General features: G+C 67.3%; 11 protein-coding genes and 2 tRNA genes. 4 read left to right on the top strand and 9 right to left on the bottom strand.

Going from position 1 to position 16,325, the window contains the following annotated elements:
- Window positions 1-558 precede the first annotated feature (558 nt).
- From AB0F41_RS11340 to AB0F41_RS11310, 7 genes are all read right to left on the bottom strand, one after another.
- Window positions 559-1,224, bottom strand: a complete 666-nt coding sequence (locus AB0F41_RS11340) for a hypothetical protein (protein ID WP_357422673.1) — start codon at window positions 1,222-1,224, stop codon at window positions 559-561.
- Between the two features lie 28 nt (window positions 1,225-1,252).
- The gene (locus AB0F41_RS11335) at window positions 1,253-1,687 is read right to left on the bottom strand and encodes a thioesterase family protein (protein WP_357422683.1); all 435 of its coding nucleotides are present in this window, start codon (window positions 1,685-1,687) and stop codon (window positions 1,253-1,255) included.
- Between the two features lie 35 nt (window positions 1,688-1,722).
- On the bottom strand, window positions 1,723-6,690 hold the full coding sequence (locus tag AB0F41_RS11330; RefSeq protein ID WP_357422672.1) for an NAD-glutamate dehydrogenase: 4,968 nt from the start codon (window positions 6,688-6,690) through the stop codon (window positions 1,723-1,725).
- A gap of 93 nt (window positions 6,691-6,783) precedes the next feature.
- Window positions 6,784-8,460, bottom strand: coding sequence for an energy-dependent translational throttle protein EttA (gene ettA / locus AB0F41_RS11325; protein ID WP_357422671.1), 1,677 nt, complete (start codon window positions 8,458-8,460; stop codon window positions 6,784-6,786).
- 35 nt (window positions 8,461-8,495) lie between these two features.
- Window positions 8,496-8,996, bottom strand: coding sequence for a single-stranded DNA-binding protein (locus AB0F41_RS11320; protein WP_357422670.1), 501 nt, complete (start codon window positions 8,994-8,996; stop codon window positions 8,496-8,498).
- A 188-nt stretch (window positions 8,997-9,184) separates the two neighbouring features.
- Window positions 9,185-10,153 (bottom strand): threonine/serine dehydratase, encoded by a 969-nt coding sequence (locus AB0F41_RS11315; RefSeq protein WP_357422669.1) that lies wholly within the window; start codon window positions 10,151-10,153, stop codon window positions 9,185-9,187.
- Window positions 10,154-12,193, bottom strand: a complete 2,040-nt coding sequence (locus AB0F41_RS11310; protein WP_357422668.1) for a cytochrome c oxidase assembly protein — start codon at window positions 12,191-12,193, stop codon at window positions 10,154-10,156.
- 136 nt (window positions 12,194-12,329) lie between these two features.
- Between AB0F41_RS11310 and AB0F41_RS11305 the strand changes: the two genes are divergently transcribed.
- From AB0F41_RS11305 to AB0F41_RS11290, 4 genes are all read left to right on the top strand, one after another.
- Window positions 12,330-12,403 (top strand) — tRNA-Arg (locus AB0F41_RS11305).
- A gap of 183 nt (window positions 12,404-12,586) precedes the next feature.
- Window positions 12,587-13,390, top strand: coding sequence for a mycolate reductase (gene cmrA / locus AB0F41_RS11300; protein WP_357422667.1), 804 nt, complete (start codon window positions 12,587-12,589; stop codon window positions 13,388-13,390).
- A 105-nt stretch (window positions 13,391-13,495) separates the two neighbouring features.
- Complete coding sequence (gene orn, locus AB0F41_RS11295) at window positions 13,496-14,170, top strand: oligoribonuclease (protein WP_357422666.1); 675 nt, start codon at window positions 13,496-13,498, stop codon at window positions 14,168-14,170.
- Window positions 14,171-14,224: 54 nt separating this feature from the next.
- Window positions 14,225-14,297: transfer RNA gene (locus tag AB0F41_RS11290), tRNA-His, on the top strand.
- Window positions 14,298-14,382: 85 nt separating this feature from the next.
- Here the strand turns inward: AB0F41_RS11290 and AB0F41_RS11285 are convergent.
- Both AB0F41_RS11285 and AB0F41_RS11280 read right to left on the bottom strand, forming a co-directional pair.
- Window positions 14,383-15,084, bottom strand: a complete 702-nt coding sequence (locus AB0F41_RS11285) for a DUF4389 domain-containing protein (RefSeq protein ID WP_357422665.1) — start codon at window positions 15,082-15,084, stop codon at window positions 14,383-14,385.
- Window positions 15,085-15,235: 151 nt separating this feature from the next.
- A complete protein-coding gene (locus AB0F41_RS11280) occupies window positions 15,236-16,285 on the bottom strand; it encodes a mechanosensitive ion channel domain-containing protein (RefSeq protein WP_357422664.1) in 1,050 nt (349 codons plus the stop codon).
- Window positions 16,286-16,325 lie beyond the last annotated feature (40 nt).

The raw sequence follows: 16,325 nt of genomic DNA, 5'->3' as shown, positions 1-16,325 counted from the left end.
CTGTCAGCCCTCGAAGCGAGGCGGCGCAGCCGCGAGTCTCGAGGGCTGACAGCAGACGCTTCGGGGGCCGAACCCCGCGCGCGCCAGCGCGCCAATAAACACAGCACCTTGACGAGCAAGGTCACCTGCCCCACCTTCGCGGGCAACGTCACCTGCCCCCTTCGCGGGCAACGTCACCTCCCCACCTTCGCGAGCAACGTCACCAGCCCCCTTCACGAGCAACATCACCTCCCCACCTTCGCGAGCAACGTCACCTGCCCCACCTCCACAAGCAACATCACCTCCCCACCTTCACGAGCAACGTCACCTCCCCACCTCCACAAGCAACATCACCTCCCCACCTTCGCGAGCAACGTCACCTCCCCACCTCCACAAGCAACATCACCTCCCCACCCTTCGCGAGCAACATCACCCACCCCACCCCCACAAGCAACGCCACCACCCCACCTTCACGAGCAAGCCTGCCTGAACACCTGGGCGGGTTCCGTGATCCTGGAAGTGCTCAAAAGCCGCAACCTATGGTTGGTGCGTTGCACTCCCCGGAACGGTGCAGGTGGGTCAATTCGGGGTCAGTGACAACCCGCCCGCCCTACGGCGGGCTACTGACCCATAGCGGGCGTCCAAACGGAGCCAGGTGCGGCTGGCGCGGACCCGGACCAGCTCACCGGGTTGGATGCGGCCGGAATCGGCGCGGTCGCCGGAGTGCGGGATGAAGTCCATGGCGGTGAGCGCGAAAACCACCCGCATCGGCACCTCCACCTGTTCTGCGGCTGCCGAGACCGTGAGCACGGTCTGGTCGAGCAGGGAGGCGGGTGGGCCGTGATTGGAGCCGTGCTCCTTCGCCAGATCCGCGCCCCGTTCGGCCAGTTCCACCAGCGTGCGGGCCGGGAGGTCGTCGATGTGCGCGAACCCGCTGCCGGGGGGCAGGGCGCCGCGCCAGGCGGAATCGACGGAGAAACCGAGGTCCGTCGGACCCGGCGAGGCCAACCCGGCCAGTACGGTGTCGGCGCCGACTGTGACATCGTCGACGCCGAGTTCGGCGCCGACGGTCCGGGTCGCCAGCGCCTCGAATCCGGTGGCCACCCAGGCCGCCACCCGGCCCTCTCCGCGCCGGCGCAACCGCACCACCACCGCCGGATCCAGGCGCTGCGCCCGGGTGAGGAAGGTGGCCAGATTCTCGCGTTCTGCCGGGTCCGACACAGTCAGGACCCGATGTTCGGACATCACGATCGGCTCGGAACCCCCGCGCGCGTCATTCGGCCTTCCACTGCGCCAGATAGTCACGCTCGGGCAGGCTGAGGCGGCGCAGGCGCTGGGAATCGATATCGAAGGCCGCCAGCTGGGTGGTGGCGGTGACGGCTGCCGGGGTGCCCGGTGCGGAGCCGGCGGCACGCACCTCGTAGGCGACCGTGAAATCGACGGCCCGCAACCGCTCGATCCACATGGCGATATCCAGCGGGGTGTCCTCGTGCCGCAACTGGCTCCGATATTTCACGTGCAGGTCGACCAGCACACAGCCGTCGCGCAGGGCGACGGTGGGCCGGTCGTCCCCGAACAGCCACGGAATCCGCGCCTCCTCCAGGAGGGTGACCATCCGGGCATGGTTCACGTGCTGGAAGACGTCCATATCCGACCAGCGCACATGCACCGAGGTATGGAAGCGGCGCGCCGGGGCGGCCGCGACCACCCCGGTCTCCTCACCGTTGCGGGAAACAGCGTTCGTCACCGTGGTACCTCCGATTGGGCGCCCACCCCACTCACCATGCTGCGCACCTGCCGCGCCGCAACCGACAGCGTGGCGAGATCGTGGGTTCCGGACTCGAACAATTCCGCCAGCGCCGCGCGTGCGCGACCGAGCCGGGACTGATTCTTGGACTCCCAGTATGCAATCTTCTCGTCCGCGCTCTCCTCCGGGTCGCCGCCGGAGAGCACATCGAGGGTGAGCGATCGCAGCGAACTGTACATATCGTCGCGCAACGCGAGCCGCGCCAGCGCGTGCCAGCGGTCGCCGCGCTCGAGATGGCTGACCGCCTCGAGCAGCCAGTCGATCTTCAGATGCTCGTTCAGCGCGTAGTAGAGGGCACCGACCTCGGCACCCGAGCGGTCGGTGATATCGGCGATATCGAGCACATCGAGCAGCGGGAACAGGTGCAGCAGCCCGAAGACCTCGGTAGCCAGATCCAGCGGAGCGCCGTGCGCGATGAGATCGGCGGCATGGTCGGTCAAGGTGGTCACATGGTGTCCGCGCAGCCAGCCGGGCACCTGCGGAGCCAGTTCCCGCACGCCCTCGCGGTAGCGGTTGATCTCGGCGCCCACGGCGATGGGCTGGGGCCGGTTGGTGAGCAGCCAGCGCGACGCGCGGTCCAGGGTGCGCTTGGTCTCCAGTTCGAGCTGATCGCGCACACCCACCGACGCGTCGGCGGCACGGATACGCGCCCAGACGTCGTGCAGCCCGAAGATATCGGTGACCGCGGTGAACGCGCGCACGGTATCGGTGGCGGTCGCGCCGATCTCCTCGCCGAGCCGGAAGGTGTAGGTGACCCCGCCGTAATCCACCACCTCGTTCGCGATCAGGGTTGTCACGATCTCGCGACGCAGCCGGTGCTTCTTGATCGCGGAACCGAACCGCTCCCGCAGGGGCGTCGGGAAGTATTCGGGCAGCCGGGCCGCGAAATGCGCGCTGTCGGGCAGATCACCGGACAGCAGATCGGCCTTGAGCGCAAGTTTCACATGGGCCAGCAGGTTGGCCAGTTCCGGTGACGCCAGCCCGCTGCCTTCCTCGAGGCGGCGTTTGAGCACGATATCGCTGGGCAGGGCCTCCAACTCACGGTCCAGGCCGCGGCGGGTCTCCAGATCCTCGATCAGGCGCCGGTGCACATTGAGCATGCCGGTTGCCTCGGCCCGGGAGATCCCCATCACGTAGTTCTGGGAGACATTGTCCTCCAGCACCATCCGGGCGACCTCGTCGGTCATTTCGGCGAGCAGCGGATTACGGTCGGCGATTTCCAGTTCCCCCGCCGACACCACACCGTCGAGCAGAACCTTGATGTTCACCTCGTGGTCCGAGCAATCCACGCCCGCGGAATTGTCCAGCGCGTCGGTATTCATCTTTCCGCCGTTGCGGCAGAACTCGATCCGGCCGAGTGCGGTCACACCGAGGTTGCCGCCCTCACCGATCACCTTGACGCGGAGTTTGTCCGCATTCACCCGGACGGCATCATTGGATTTGTCGCCGGCGTCCGCGTTGGTTTCGTTGCTCGCCTTGATATAGGTGCCGATACCGCCGTTCCACAGCAGCTGCACGGGGGCGAGGAGAATGGCCCGGATCAATTCCGGCGGCGAGAGCGATACGACGTCGTCGCCCAGTCCGAGGGCGACCCGCGTCTGCGGGCTGATCGGCACCGATTTCACCGTACGGTCGTAGACGCCGCCACCCGCGCTGATCAGCGACCGATCGTAATCCGCCCAGCTCGACCGGGCCAATCCGAACATCCGGCTCCGCTCCGCGAAAGAGGAGGCGGCATCCGGGTCCGGGTCCAGGAAGATATGACGATGGTCGAAGGCGGCCACCAGGCGGATATGCTCCGACAACAACATCCCGTTGCCGAACACGTCGCCACTCATATCGCCGACACCGACCGTGGTGAAATCCTGCGACTGCGTGTCGATTCCCATTTCCGCGAAGTGCCGCTTCACACTCTCCCACGCACCCCGCGCGGTAATACCCATCGCCTTGTGGTCATACCCCGCCGAACCACCCGACGCGAACGCATCGCCCAGCCAGAACCCGTACCGCCCCGCCACATCATTGGCGATATCGGAGAACGTCGCCGTACCCTTGTCGGCCGCCACCACCAGATACGTATCGTCACCGTCGCGGCGCACCACCCGGTCCGGCGGCAGCACCTGCCCACCGGCGAGGTCGACGTTATCGGTGATATCCAGCAGGCCCGAGATGAACGTGCGATAGCACTCCACGCCCTCGGCCATCCGGGCCTGGCGGTCCACCGCGGCGTCGCCGGTGGCGGCGGGCGGGCGCTTCACCACGAAACCACCCTTCGCACCCACCGGCACGATCACCGCATTCTTCACCGCCTGCGCCTTCACCAAACCCAGAATCTCGGTCCGGAAATCCTCCAGCCGATCCGACCACCGCAAACCACCACGCGCCACCGCACCGAACCGCAGATGCACACCCTCCACCCGCGGCGAATACACGAAAATCTCGTACTTCGGCCGCGGCTGCGGCAGTTCGGCGATCTCCTGCGGCTCGACCTTCACGGAGATGAAATCGCGGGCCAGGCCGTCGCTGTCGGTGACGTAGTAGTTCGTGCGCAGCGTGGCCCGGATCAGCCCGAGAATGGCACGCAGGATGCGGTCGGCGTCCAGGCTGACGACCTCATCGATGCGGTCGCGTACGCGCTGTTCGAGTTCGTCGCAGCGCTCAGCCGAATGATCGTCCGGATCGAACCGGGCGGCGAAGAGCGCGGCGAACAGACGTGCGGTGTCCGGATAGGTGTGCAACACCCGCGCGATATTGAATTGGCTGTACGGAAAACCGGCCTGCCGCAGGTATTTCGCGTAGGTCCGCAGCACGGCGACCTCACGCCAGTCCAGCCCGGCCCGCAGCACGAGTTCATTGAGGCCGTCGGCCTCGGCCCGCCCGTACCAGAGGGCGTCGAACGCGGCGGTAAACCGATCGCGCACCCGCGCGGCCGTCGCGGCGACGGTCTCCGGCCGGGTGAGCGTATCGGGCGCCACCTCGAGCAATTCGGCGTCGAGATCCTGGTCGACCGCGCCACGCAGCAGCTCCGGGTTCGCCTGCAGGCCGAAATCGTAGATCCAGTGTTCCTGGTCGGCACTGCGTCGTTCCTGGTCGGTTTTGCGTCCGTCGGCTTCACGCCGGATCCGGTACGGCCGCTCGTCGAGGACCTCCACGCCGAGGCTCTGCAGCACGGGCAGCACCTGGCTCAGCGAGATCGCGCCACCGCCGATGTAGAGGGTGAAGCGCCAGCAACCGGCGGGTGCGTCGGCCGTCCGGTAGAGGTGCTGGTCGATTCCGCCGGCCGTCAGCCGCTCCAGCCGGTCGATATCGGCCAGCGCCCGTCGCGCGGTGAAGTCCTGCTTGTAGCCCTCGGGGAACGCTTCGCAGTAGCGGCGCACGATCCGCGGGTCGAGCACGGTGGAACTGCTCACCGCGTCGTTGAGGTGATCGTCCCAGGTGCGGCTCGCTTCGGCCAGCAGATTCTGGATACGCAGCCGTTCGGGCTCCGAGATCTCCTCGGCCGAGGAGATCCGCACCGGGTCGGCATCGACGGCACCCGGCATACGGATGGTGAAGTACACACTGGCGAGTTCGCTTTCGCTCACCCGCGCCGAATAGTCGATGGAGGCGCCGCCGAGTTCGCGGACCAGGATGTCCTGGATTTCCAGGCGGACGGCGGTCGTGTAGCGGTCCCGCGGCAAATACACCATGGCGGCGACGAAGCGCCCGTACGGGTCGACCCGGAGGAACAGGCGCACCTGACGGCGCAGGCCCACATTGAGAACCGCGCCCGCGACACGACGCAGGGTCGTGGCGTCGGAGGAGAACAGTTCGGGCCGGGGAAAGCCCTGCATCACCTCGAGCATGGCCTGCCCGGAGAACGAATCGAGAGCGAATCCGCTGCCCTCGATCGCCGAGAGCACCCGCTGCCCCACCACCGGGATGTCCAGCACGTTCTCGTGCAGCGCCGTCACCGTGAAAACACCGAGGAAAAGGTGTTCACCATGGACCTCACCGCTGCTGCCGAGATCGGCCACACCGATGAAATACGGGTGCACGGCACGTTGCATGGTCACCGGGACCAAGCCCTGGGTCATCCGCAGCAGCGGCCGCGCGCCGGTATTGACCGGCACCTGGAATCCGGAGCCGGCATCGGGATGCAGGACGCCGAGCCCGGAATCGTCCACCGGAACCGGAACCGACTCACCCGGCTCGTAGCGGTATCGGATGTACCCGAGAACGGTGAAATTACCGTGGGCCATCCAGCGCAACAGCCGCGCGCATTCGGACGGCTCGATATCGGCCTCTGCGACCACTGCGGCATCGGCGCCGTCGAGCCCCGCCGCCAGCTCACCGAGCCGGGCCTCGATGGCGCCGGTATCGCGGCTGACCCGTCGCACATCGTCGATGACTTCGGGTACGGCCGCGGCGATCTCGGCGAGCAGTTCCACACCGGTGGCCGGATGTAACTGGAGATGGATCCAGGATTCGCGACCGGCCGCCGTCCCGTTGCGACCTCGGCCGGCCTCGTGCGGACGCGCCGCGACCAACCGGCCGTCGGCATCACGCTCAACGGTGACGATGGGGTGGATGACCTCGCTGACCGTGGCGCCCATCCGGCTGAAAAGCGCCGTCACCGAATCGACGAGCATCGGCATATCGTCGGTCACGATCTGCACCGCGGCGCCCAGACCGGATCCGTCGTCCGGATGGTGCGCCCGCACCAGGCCCTGACCCGGCTGCCGGGTCAGGGCCAGGGCGAGATGGGCCCGGAAGGTGAGGGTGGGAGCGGTGATCTCGCAGTCCGCGTCGTCGGTCCCGACGTGCCGGAAGTAACCGTCCTCCAACGCGCCGAGTCCGGCTCGGAGCCCGTCCGGCAGTTCGGCAACCCATGCCTCGCTGGACAATTCGGACGAGACCGTCATTTCCCACTCCCTTGAATGCGGATGTTCTCGGACACACCGTTGCCGGTCCCGAGGGTAGTCCCGAACCCTGGTAGCGGGAAAAGAGCCGCGGCGTTACCCGCGGGTCAGCTTGCGATGTGTCACGCGATGGGGCCGTGCGGCTTCCGGACCGAGGCGTTCGATCTTGTTGGCCTCGTAGGCTTCGAAGTTGCCCTCGAACCAGAACCACTTGGCTTCGTTATCGGCGTCACCTTCCCACGCGAGGATATGCGTGCAGGTGCGGTCCAGGAACCACCGATCGTGGGAAATAACCACGGCGCAGCCCGGGAAATGCTCCAGGGCGTTCTCCAGCGAGCCGAGCGTTTCCACATCCAGGTCGTTGGTGGGCTCGTCGAGCAGGATCAGGTTGCCGCCCTGCTTGAGCGTGAGCGCCAGGTTCAGCCGGTTGCGTTCACCGCCGGAGAGCACCCCGGCCGGCTTCTGCTGATCAGGGCCCTTGAATCCGAACGCGCTCACATAGGCCCGGGACGGCATCTCCTGCTGACCGACCTCGATGTAGTCGAGTCCGTCGGAAACCACCTGCCATACCGTCTTGTTCGGATCGATACCGGAGCGGGACTGGTCGACATAGCTCAACTGGACCGTCTCGCCGACCTTCACCGTGCCGCTGTCCGGCTCCTCCAGACCGACGATCGTCTTGAACAGGGTGGTCTTACCCACACCGTTCGGGCCGATCACGCCGACGATCCCGTTGCGGGGCAGAGTGAACGACAGATCCTTGATCAGCTGCCGGTCGCCGAAGCCCTTGTCCAGATGTTCGACCTCGACCACCACACTGCCCAGGCGGGGACCGGCCGGGATCTGGAGCTCCTCGAAGTCCAGCTTCCGCATCTTCTCGGCCTCGGCCGCCATCTCCTCGTAGCGACCCAGGCGCGCCTTGTTCTTGGCCTGCCGGGCCTTGGCGCCGGAACGCACCCAGGCGAGTTCGTCCTTGAGGCGCTTCTGCAGCTTCTGGTCCTTCTTACCCTGCACCGCCAGGCGCTCGGCCTTCTTCTCCAGGTAGGTGGAGTAGTTGCCCTCGTAGCCGATCGCCCGGCCACGGTCGAGTTCCAGGATCCAGCCGGCGACGTTGTCGAGGAAGTACCGGTCGTGGGTGACGGCCAGGACCGCGCCGGGGTACTGCGCCAGGAACTGTTCCAGCCACAGCACGCTCTCGGCGTCGAGGTGGTTGGTCGGCTCGTCCAGCAGCAGCAGATCGGGTTTGCTCAGCAGCAATTTGCACAGCGCCACCCGGCGCCGCTCACCACCGGAAAGGTTGGTGACCGATTCCTCCGGCGGCGGACACCGCAGCGCGTCCATGGCCTGCTCCAGCTGGGAATCCAGATCCCAGGCATCGGCGTGGTCGAGATCCTCCTGCAGTTTGCCCATTTCGTCCATGAGCTCGTCGGAGTAGTCGGTGGCCATGAGTTCGGCGATCTCGTTGAACCGGTCGAGTTTGACCTTGATTTCGCCGAGGCCCTCCTCGACGTTCCCGCGGACCGTCTTCTCCTCGTTCAGCGGCGGTTCCTGCTGCAGGATGCCGACACTGGCGCCGGGCGCGAGAAAGGCTTCGCCGTTGTTCGGCTGGTCCAGTCCGGCCATGATCTTCAGCACGCTGGATTTACCGGCGCCGTTGGGGCCGACGACGCCGATCTTGGCGCCGGGAAGGAAGTTCAAGGTGACATCGTCGAGCACGACTTTATCGCCGTGCGCCTTACGAACCTTCTTCATTTGGTAAATGAACTCAGCCATGGCGATCACCCTATCCGTCGAACATCGGTCTGGTTTCATACGTCGGCGTTCGCGGCCCGGTCGTCCCGGGCCGGCGGCACCGCCGGCGTTTCGTCCTGGTCCCCCACACCCCCGGGTCCGGTTTCCCCAGCGTGGGACCCGGCGGAATTATTCCCGGTGACCGGGGTATTCCCGGACCGCCGGCGCGTTACCCGGGCGGTGCAGCGGGTGAGATCCGGCCCCACCGTATGCGCCCGCATCTCGAGGTCACGGCGCTCGGCGCCCTCCCGGGTACGGTACTCGTTCGACCGGAGCTGACCCTGCACGATCACCGGATCGCCGCGCCGGATGGAGGCATCCACCCCCGCGACCAGCCGCCGCCAGCAGCTCACCGTGAGGAACAGGATCCCATTGTCCACCCATTCACCGGAATCGCGATCCAGCCGCCGGGCGGCACTGGCCAGCCGGAAGCTGACCGTCTGCTCCCCACTCGGCAGCTCACGTTTCACGGGTTCGGTGACCACCGTACCCACCACCGTCGCCACTGCTTCGTACATATCCACCCCTTCGTCCTGACCCGGCGCGTCCGGGCCGGGCCGGCCCCGCGGTCCGGGAACGACTCCATCCTCGCCCGCCCGGCGGAGCCGCGGAGAGCGCGAACGACATCTGTGGACAACTTCCCCGCCCCGTCATTCCTGTGGACAACCCGCGCGGGCCGATCACCGACCGGCCGGAAACCGGGCCGTCAGAGCACCGGCAGTTCGGTGTTCGCCCCGCACAGCACCACCACCGGGCGCTCCCCCTCCGCCGGCACGTACGCGCCGCTGAGGATCGCCGCGAGCGCCACCGCTCCGGCCAGTTCCACCACGATCCGGAACTCCCGCCAGAGATACTCCCGGGCCTCGGTGATCGCGTCATCGGTGACCAGCACGGATCGCACGCCGTAGCGACGGGCCACATCGAAGGAGATCTCGCCGATCCGCGAGGCCCCGAGCGCGTCGGCGGTGATACTCGATACGTCCACATCGACCGGTTTCCCGGCTGCCAAGGCCCGGTGCAGGGTCGGGATCCCCTCCGGCTCCACTCCCACGATCTCGCGCCGGCGGCCGCCGGCCGCGGCGATCCCGCCGATCAGACCGCCACCGCCGACGGCGACCAGAACCGGCGGCCGGCCGCGGACCTGTTCCTCGATCTCCAGCCCGATCACACCCGCCCCGGCCACCACGGCGGGCAGATCGTAGGCGTGCAGTTGCAGCGCGCCCCGCTCGGCGGTGATCTCACAGGCGTGCTCGTAGGCCTCCGCGTAGGTGGTGCCGTACCACCGCACCTCGGCGCCGTGCGACCACATCGCCGCGACCTTCGTATGCGGTGCCGATTCGGGGACCACCACGGTGCAGTTCTTACCCATACCGGCCGCGGCCAGCGCCGCCGCGATACCCGCGTTCCCGCCGGAGGCGATCACCACATGTTCCGGGCATACCCGCTCCGAGAGCAGCGCGTTGTAGCTGCCGCGGACCTTGAAGGTGCCCCCGTGCTGCAGATATTCCAGTTTCAAGGTCACCGGCACCGGTCCGAACGGTCCGGGCACGACGGTGTGGAACACCGGGGTCTTGCGAATATGCCTGCCCAGCCGCCGCCGCGCCGCCCGTACATCCGACCGGTAGATCCGCCGGAACGGTTGCACGGGCGTCAGCGGGGTTTTCTGCTCGGTCATCTACCTACTCGCCCGATCTCGCTTGGCCAATTCGGCGAACATGGCATTGTGCGCGGCGAGTTCGGCGTTGTCGTCGCGTTCGGCGGCCCGGTCGGTACGCCGGGCCAGCCGCTCGTCGCTGCGCGACCATTGGATCAGCAGCGCGAGCATCACCACTACCAGCGGCACCTCACCGCTCGCCCATGCGAGGCTGCCGCCGGTGCGCTGATCGCCCAGCAGATCAGTGTGCCAGTCCAACGCCAGGCTGCGATAGAACCAGCCGCCCAGCACCGTGCTCATCCCCATCAGGACCACGCCGAAGAACGCGTGGAACGGCAGCGAGCCGAACACCATCGCCAGCCTGGTCAGCGGCTCTACCCGCCGGGGTTTGGGGTCGATACCGATCACGACCCAGTAGAAGAGGTATCCGCTGATCAGGAAGTGCAGGTTCATCAGCAGATGCGCGGCGTGGGAATCGACGAAGGTGTCGAAGATACCGCCGAGATAGAGGGCGTAGAAACCGGCCACGAACACCACCGACGCGACGATCGGATGGGTGAGGAGGCGCGAGACCGGATTGTGCACGGCGGCCAGGACCCATTCCCGGGGCCCCGGCGGCCCGGCGCGGCCCGCAGCCGGGAGCGCGCGCAACGCCAGGGTCACCACACCTCCGAGCGCCAGCAGGATCGGCGTCAGCATCGACAACGCCATATGGGCGCCCATATGAACGCTGAACATCGCGGGCCCGTACCGGCCCACCCCCGACGAGGTGGTGAACAGCAGGACCGCGCAACCCAGCAGCCAGGCAACGGTCCGGCCCACGGGCCAGCTGTCACCGCGCGCGTGCAGGCGGCGGACCCCGAGGAGATACAGCACGGCCAGCACGATCGCAAGGGTCCCGAAGATGAGATCGAACCGCCAGTCGAACAGCAGTCCCGCCACGGTGGGCGGTCCGTCGAGGCTGTAACCCAGTTCCACCTCGACCGGGGTCGGCACGGCGGACGGCGGGGGTGGCGGCGTGCGGCCCAGTCCCGCGGCCAGACCCATGGTCGCGGCGAAGAGCAACATCTCCACCCCGGCGAAACGCACCAGTGCCCGGCGGTCGCCGGGATCGGCCGCCAGAGCCGGGAGCGCGGCCCGCCGCTGGAACCAGCCGACGACGCCGAGCGCGGCCAGCGCCGCGACCTTGGCCAGGACCAGCCGGCCGTAGGTGCTGGTGAACAACTCGTCGAACGGCACCCGCACCCACGCATTGACGACGCCACTCACCGCGAGCACCCCGAACGAGACGGCGGCCACCGGTGAGAACCGGCGGGCAGCGAGATCGGTGTGCGTACCGTCACGCAGGGCGTTGACAAGTACCGCGATCAGCCCACCGACCCAGACCGCCGCCGCGATCAGGTGCAGGATCAGGCTGTTGGTGGCCACGTCGTGGGAGCCACCCGAGGACGAATGCCCGGTCAGCGCCAGCGGCATCATGGCCGCCAGGGACGCGGCGAACAGAACCGGGGTCCATCCCCAGCGCAGGACCAGGCGGCAGGCCACGGCCAGGAGCAGGGCGCAGATCGCGGTGAGCCGCCAGGTCCCGGCGAGCTCGATCTCGTCGATCACGCCCCACAGATCCTGCGGCGCGAGCATTTCGGTCACCGGCCTTCCGGTGCTGTCCGATACCGTCAACGGCACCAGCAGCGCCGCGCAGACGGCCCAGGCGGCCGCGAGCACCGATGCCCGCCGGACGGCGCGATAACCGCCGGTGTCGAGGAGCCCGCTGCGCTGCGGCGGCACCAGGAAGGCCGCGAACAGGAGAGCGCCCACTGTCAAGGCGGCGAACAGGTCGGCGAGCGCCCGCACCGCGGGCAGGCCGTAGGTCGTCAGCGGACCCGGATCGGGTATACCCAGTAGGCTCAGCGCCGCAGCGGCGGACAGGCTCACGACAGCGACGGCGACCAGCGCCGCCAAGGCTCCCGCGACCACCGTCAGCACTGCCGGGACCGTCGCCGTACCGGCCGGCCCGCCGACCTCGGTAACTGGTTCGGCGGCGGAGGCCCGGGCTGACGACATAGGTTCGAGGGTAGTTCGGCGGGTCCCGACGGGCCCGGCCGGGCTGTTCTGCGGGCAGCCCAAAACAAACGATCCTGACGATCGCTACACTTTTCAGCTGGACAACGCGACCGTTGTCCGCGATGGTGGAACCACTGCCTCCGTAGCTCAGTTGGATAGAGCAAGGGCCTTCTAATCCCTAGGTCGCAGGTTCGATTCCTGCCGGGGGCGCTCCACCCACCCGACTGAGCTGCTCAGGCCGGTCGGAGTGGGTGTACCCACTCCCCTAGAACTCCAAACACACCGGCCGCACAGAGAGTTCGGATTTCGCCTCGGGACCGCGCCGCGGTCCCGAGGCCCTCCGGTCGCCGCCGCGGCGAGCCGGTCTCCGGATGCCTGTCCTAGGGTGACGGCATGGGTTTGCCTTCGCCTGCCGCCGATAGCCGCGCCGTCGTCACCGGCGCCTCCTCCGGTATCGGAACCGCTCTGGCCACCGAGCTCGCGCGCCGCGGATACTCGCTCGTACTGGTGGCGCGGCGCGGCGACCTGCTCGACGATCTCGCCGACCGGCTCACCCGCACCCACGGAATCACCGCGGAGGTTCGCGCCGTGGATCTCGCCGACCGCGCACAGCGCGCGCCGCTGTCCGAGGAATTGGCCGGGCGCGATATCTCGATCCTGTGCAACAACGCCGGTATCGCGACCTTCGGCCCGCTGGCCGAGCTGGATCCCGATTACGAACGCGACCAGCTCGAGCTCAATGCCGTGGCCGTACACGACCTGACGCTGGCGGTGCTACCGGGCATGCTTGCCCGCCGCGCGGGCGGAATCCTGGTGAGCGGGTCGGCGGCCGGGAACATGCCCATCCCCAACAACGCCACCTACGCCGCGAGCAAGGCCTTCGCCAACACGTTCACCGAATCGCTGCGTGGCGAGCTCAAGGGTTCGGGCGTGCACATCACCCTGCTCGCTCCCGGCCCGGTCCGCACCGTCACCCCGGATCCGGCCGAGGCGTCCCTGGTCGACCGGATGGTTCCCGACGCACTGTGGGTGTCGTCGGACCACACCGCCCGGCTGTCGATCGACGCCCTCGCCCGGAACAAGATGCGGGTCGTCCCCGGTGTGATCGGTAAAGGGATGAGCGCGGCCGGTAACTACGGCCCGCGGGCGTTCACCGCACCCATCGCGGGCGCGTTCTACAAGAAACTGGGCGGCTGAGGCGCGGCGGTGCGGATATCGGATCCGCACCGCCACACGCCCGGCGTATGCCGTACAGCACACGAATGCACATCACGCGGTGTTCGGCTGATTAGGCTGGTGCGAGTGTCCGATAAATTGATCGTGTGGATGGATTGTGAGATGACCGGGCTCGACCTGGTCGCCGATAAGCTGATCGAAGTGGCCGCCCTGGTGACCGACAGCGACCTCAATGTGCTCGGCGACGGGGTGGATATCGTCATCCACGCCGACGACGAGGCGCTCGCCGCGATGCCGGACGTGGTCGCCGATATGCACGCCCGGTCGGGACTCACCGACGAAGTGCGCCGATCCACTGTCACACTGGCCCAGGCCGAGCAGCAGGTACTCGATTACGTCATGCAGTACGCGCCCACCGCGCGGACGGTACCGCTGGCCGGCAATTCCATCGCCACCGATCGCGGTTTCATCGCCCGGGACATGCCGCGCCTCGACGAGCACCTCCACTACCGGATGATCGATGTGAGTTCGATCAAGGAGCTGTGCCGCCGCTGGTATCCGCGGATCTATTTCGGCCAGCCGGAGAAGGGTCTGGCCCATCGCGCGCTCGCCGATATCCAGGAGTCGATCCGGGAGCTCCGGTATTACCGCCGCACCGCCTTCGTTCCCGCTCCGGGCCCGTCGACGGCGGAGATCGGCACGATCGCCGCCGAGGTCGGCGCCCAGGCACCGGGGGATTTCCCCCCGGCATCCGGCAAGTCCGAATCGGCGCAGGTCACCGCCACACCGGAAACCGATTAGCTAACGACGGGGTAGACACGCTAGTATCTAGGCCGCCGGTGTTATTCGGCGATGGTGAGTGTAGTTCAGTTGGTAGAGCACCAGGTTGTGATCCTGGCTGTCGCGGGTTCGAGTCCCGTCACTCACCCTGAGAAAGCCCGAGGGCTCCGCGCCCTCGGGCTTTTTCGTATCCGGTTCGAGCGCGCCATCCGGTTCGGATACGCCGCGGCCGGTCAGGCGGTGGGCTTTTCCGTATCCACGACCGGGGGGACAGCGTCGCGAGCACCCTGATCCAGCCGGAACGGCGGGTACTCGTCGCGCAGCAGCGACGCATAGGCCTGTACGCGCAGCATCCAGCGATTGATACCCATCACGAAGTCGAACAGGCCCTGGGAATAGCGGGCGACGAACAGCAATCCGATCAGCGCGACCAGGGTGAGCACTCCGATCAGCGGTACGCCCATGGCGCTGGCCATACCGTCCGCGTCGTCGTAGTCGGCCACCCAGGCGGCGCCGGTCAACCCGCCGATGATCAGATAGTGCGGGATCGCCAGCAGCCACCATTTCACCAGCACCAGGCCGCGATGCAGAGTCTCCGGGTAGTCGACGTCGAGATCCGCCGGATAGGTCTCGTCGACCGCCAGCGAGAACGGCGGGTATCTATCCGTTCCGGCCGGTGACCAGGCGTAGTAGGAGACCCGCCACGACCAGCGCATCACCCCCACGCTGTAGTCGAACAGGGCACGCGGATACCGGCCGGTGAACAGGATCGCGAAGAACGCGATCAGCGTCACCACGGCGTAGCCGATGTGCAGGAAGAACAGGATTATGTAGTGCGGTACGGCCAGAATCCATTTCACGATCCACATCCAGCGCGACAGCGCGGGGTCCAGATCGCCGCGGACCCGGACCGGATAACCGGCGGGAGCAGGCATTGATCAACGCTCCTTCGAGTGTGCTCGTCCCGGCCGCGCCCGATGAAGCGCGGCCGTACCTCAATTGTGAGCTATAACACACTCATTCGGGATCCCCGTGGGATACCGACACTCCATCGAGATCAGGAGCGCAGCGAAAACGATCGGCTCCTCAGCGGACCGGAGTCTTCTCGAACCCCTCCAGGGGTGCGATCCGCGGCAGCGCTTCGGGATGCTTCTCGTTGAGCCAGCCGATGAGTTCCTCGCGCACGGCACAGCGCAGCGACCACACCGCGTCCGAATCACGCCCGGTCATCGACGCGCGAACCTCGATACCGGTGGGGGTGCTGTCGGTGACCAGCAGATTCCAGCTCCGGCCGTCCCAGTCGGGATGGTCGCTCAGGTACTCGTAGAGATGTGCCCGCAGCCCGGCTACCGGGGTGCTGTGGTCCAGGTACAGGAATACGGTGCCGGTGAGTTCCGGCCCGCCGCGGGACCAGTTCTCGTAGGGCTTGCTGTTGAAGTAGGAGACCGGCATGGTCAGCCGGCGGTCGTCCCAGATCCGGACAGTGAGGAAGGACAGCGTGATCTCCTCGACGGTGCCCATCTCCCCCTCGACCACGACCGTATCGCCGATTTTCACCGAATCCCCGAAGGCGATCTGCAGACCCGCCATGAGATTGCTCAGGGTGGACTGGGCGGCCACACCGGCGATGATGCCGATGATGCCGGCCGAGGCCAGCAGCGAGGTGCCCAGCACCCGCAACTCCGGGAACATGATCAGCATGGCGATGGCGGCGGTGGCGACCGCCAGGACCGAGCTGGTGATCCGGCGGATCAGGGTGAACTGGGTGTTCAGCTGCCGGACCCGGCGCGGATCGCGGGCGCGGCGGGAATAGGTGTTGAGCAGGCCGTCGGCGACGGCGTCGGCGATATTGACCACCAGCCAGACCGCCGACATGGTGACCATGGTGGCCAGCACGTTGAGGATGACGGCGTCCTGTTTCAGGTCCAGTTCCGCCAAGGGGTAGGTGAGCCGCAGCGCGGCGAACCCGAGGAACAGCTGCAGGGGCAACTGCATCCGGCGCAGCATGCCCGGAACAGCGGTCTTGGGATGCCGGGCCGACCAGAACTTGAGCCCACGATCGATTGCCCAGCCGATCGCGATCGTCACGGCCAGCGTGCCCCCGAACACGATCAGCAGCCGTAGTACGTTCTCCACTGCGCCCACTCCTTGCTCATCCGATCGTTCTCGTCCCCCC

It is taken from the genome of Nocardia sp. NPDC024068 (assembly GCF_040638875.1).
Lineage (GTDB): Bacteria > Actinomycetota > Actinomycetes > Mycobacteriales > Mycobacteriaceae > Nocardia.
Note: the sequence above shows the minus strand (reverse complement) of the source record. Positions and strands in the feature narration are given on the sequence as shown.

Excerpts from the sequence above, each read along its gene's own strand:
- AB0F41_RS11330 (WP_357422672.1), bottom strand. The coding sequence starts at position 6,690 with ATGACGGTCTCGTCCGAATTGTCCAGCGAGGCATGGGTTGCCGAACTG.
- AB0F41_RS11285 (WP_357422665.1), bottom strand. The coding sequence starts at position 15,084 with ATGCCTGCTCCCGCCGGTTATCCGGTCCGGGTCCGCGGCGATCTGGAC.
- AB0F41_RS11315 (WP_357422669.1), bottom strand. The coding sequence starts at position 10,153 with ATGACCGAGCAGAAAACCCCGCTGACGCCCGTGCAACCGTTCCGGCGG.
- AB0F41_RS11310 (WP_357422668.1), bottom strand. The coding sequence starts at position 12,193 with ATGTCGTCAGCCCGGGCCTCCGCCGCCGAACCAGTTACCGAGGTCGGC.
- ettA (WP_357422671.1), bottom strand. The coding sequence starts at position 8,460 with ATGGCTGAGTTCATTTACCAAATGAAGAAGGTTCGTAAGGCGCACGGC.
- AB0F41_RS11320 (WP_357422670.1), bottom strand. The coding sequence starts at position 8,996 with ATGTACGAAGCAGTGGCGACGGTGGTGGGTACGGTGGTCACCGAACCC.
- cmrA (WP_357422667.1), top strand. The coding sequence starts at position 12,587 with ATGGGTTTGCCTTCGCCTGCCGCCGATAGCCGCGCCGTCGTCACCGGC.
- AB0F41_RS11340 (WP_357422673.1), bottom strand. The coding sequence starts at position 1,224 with ATGTCCGAACATCGGGTCCTGACTGTGTCGGACCCGGCAGAACGCGAG.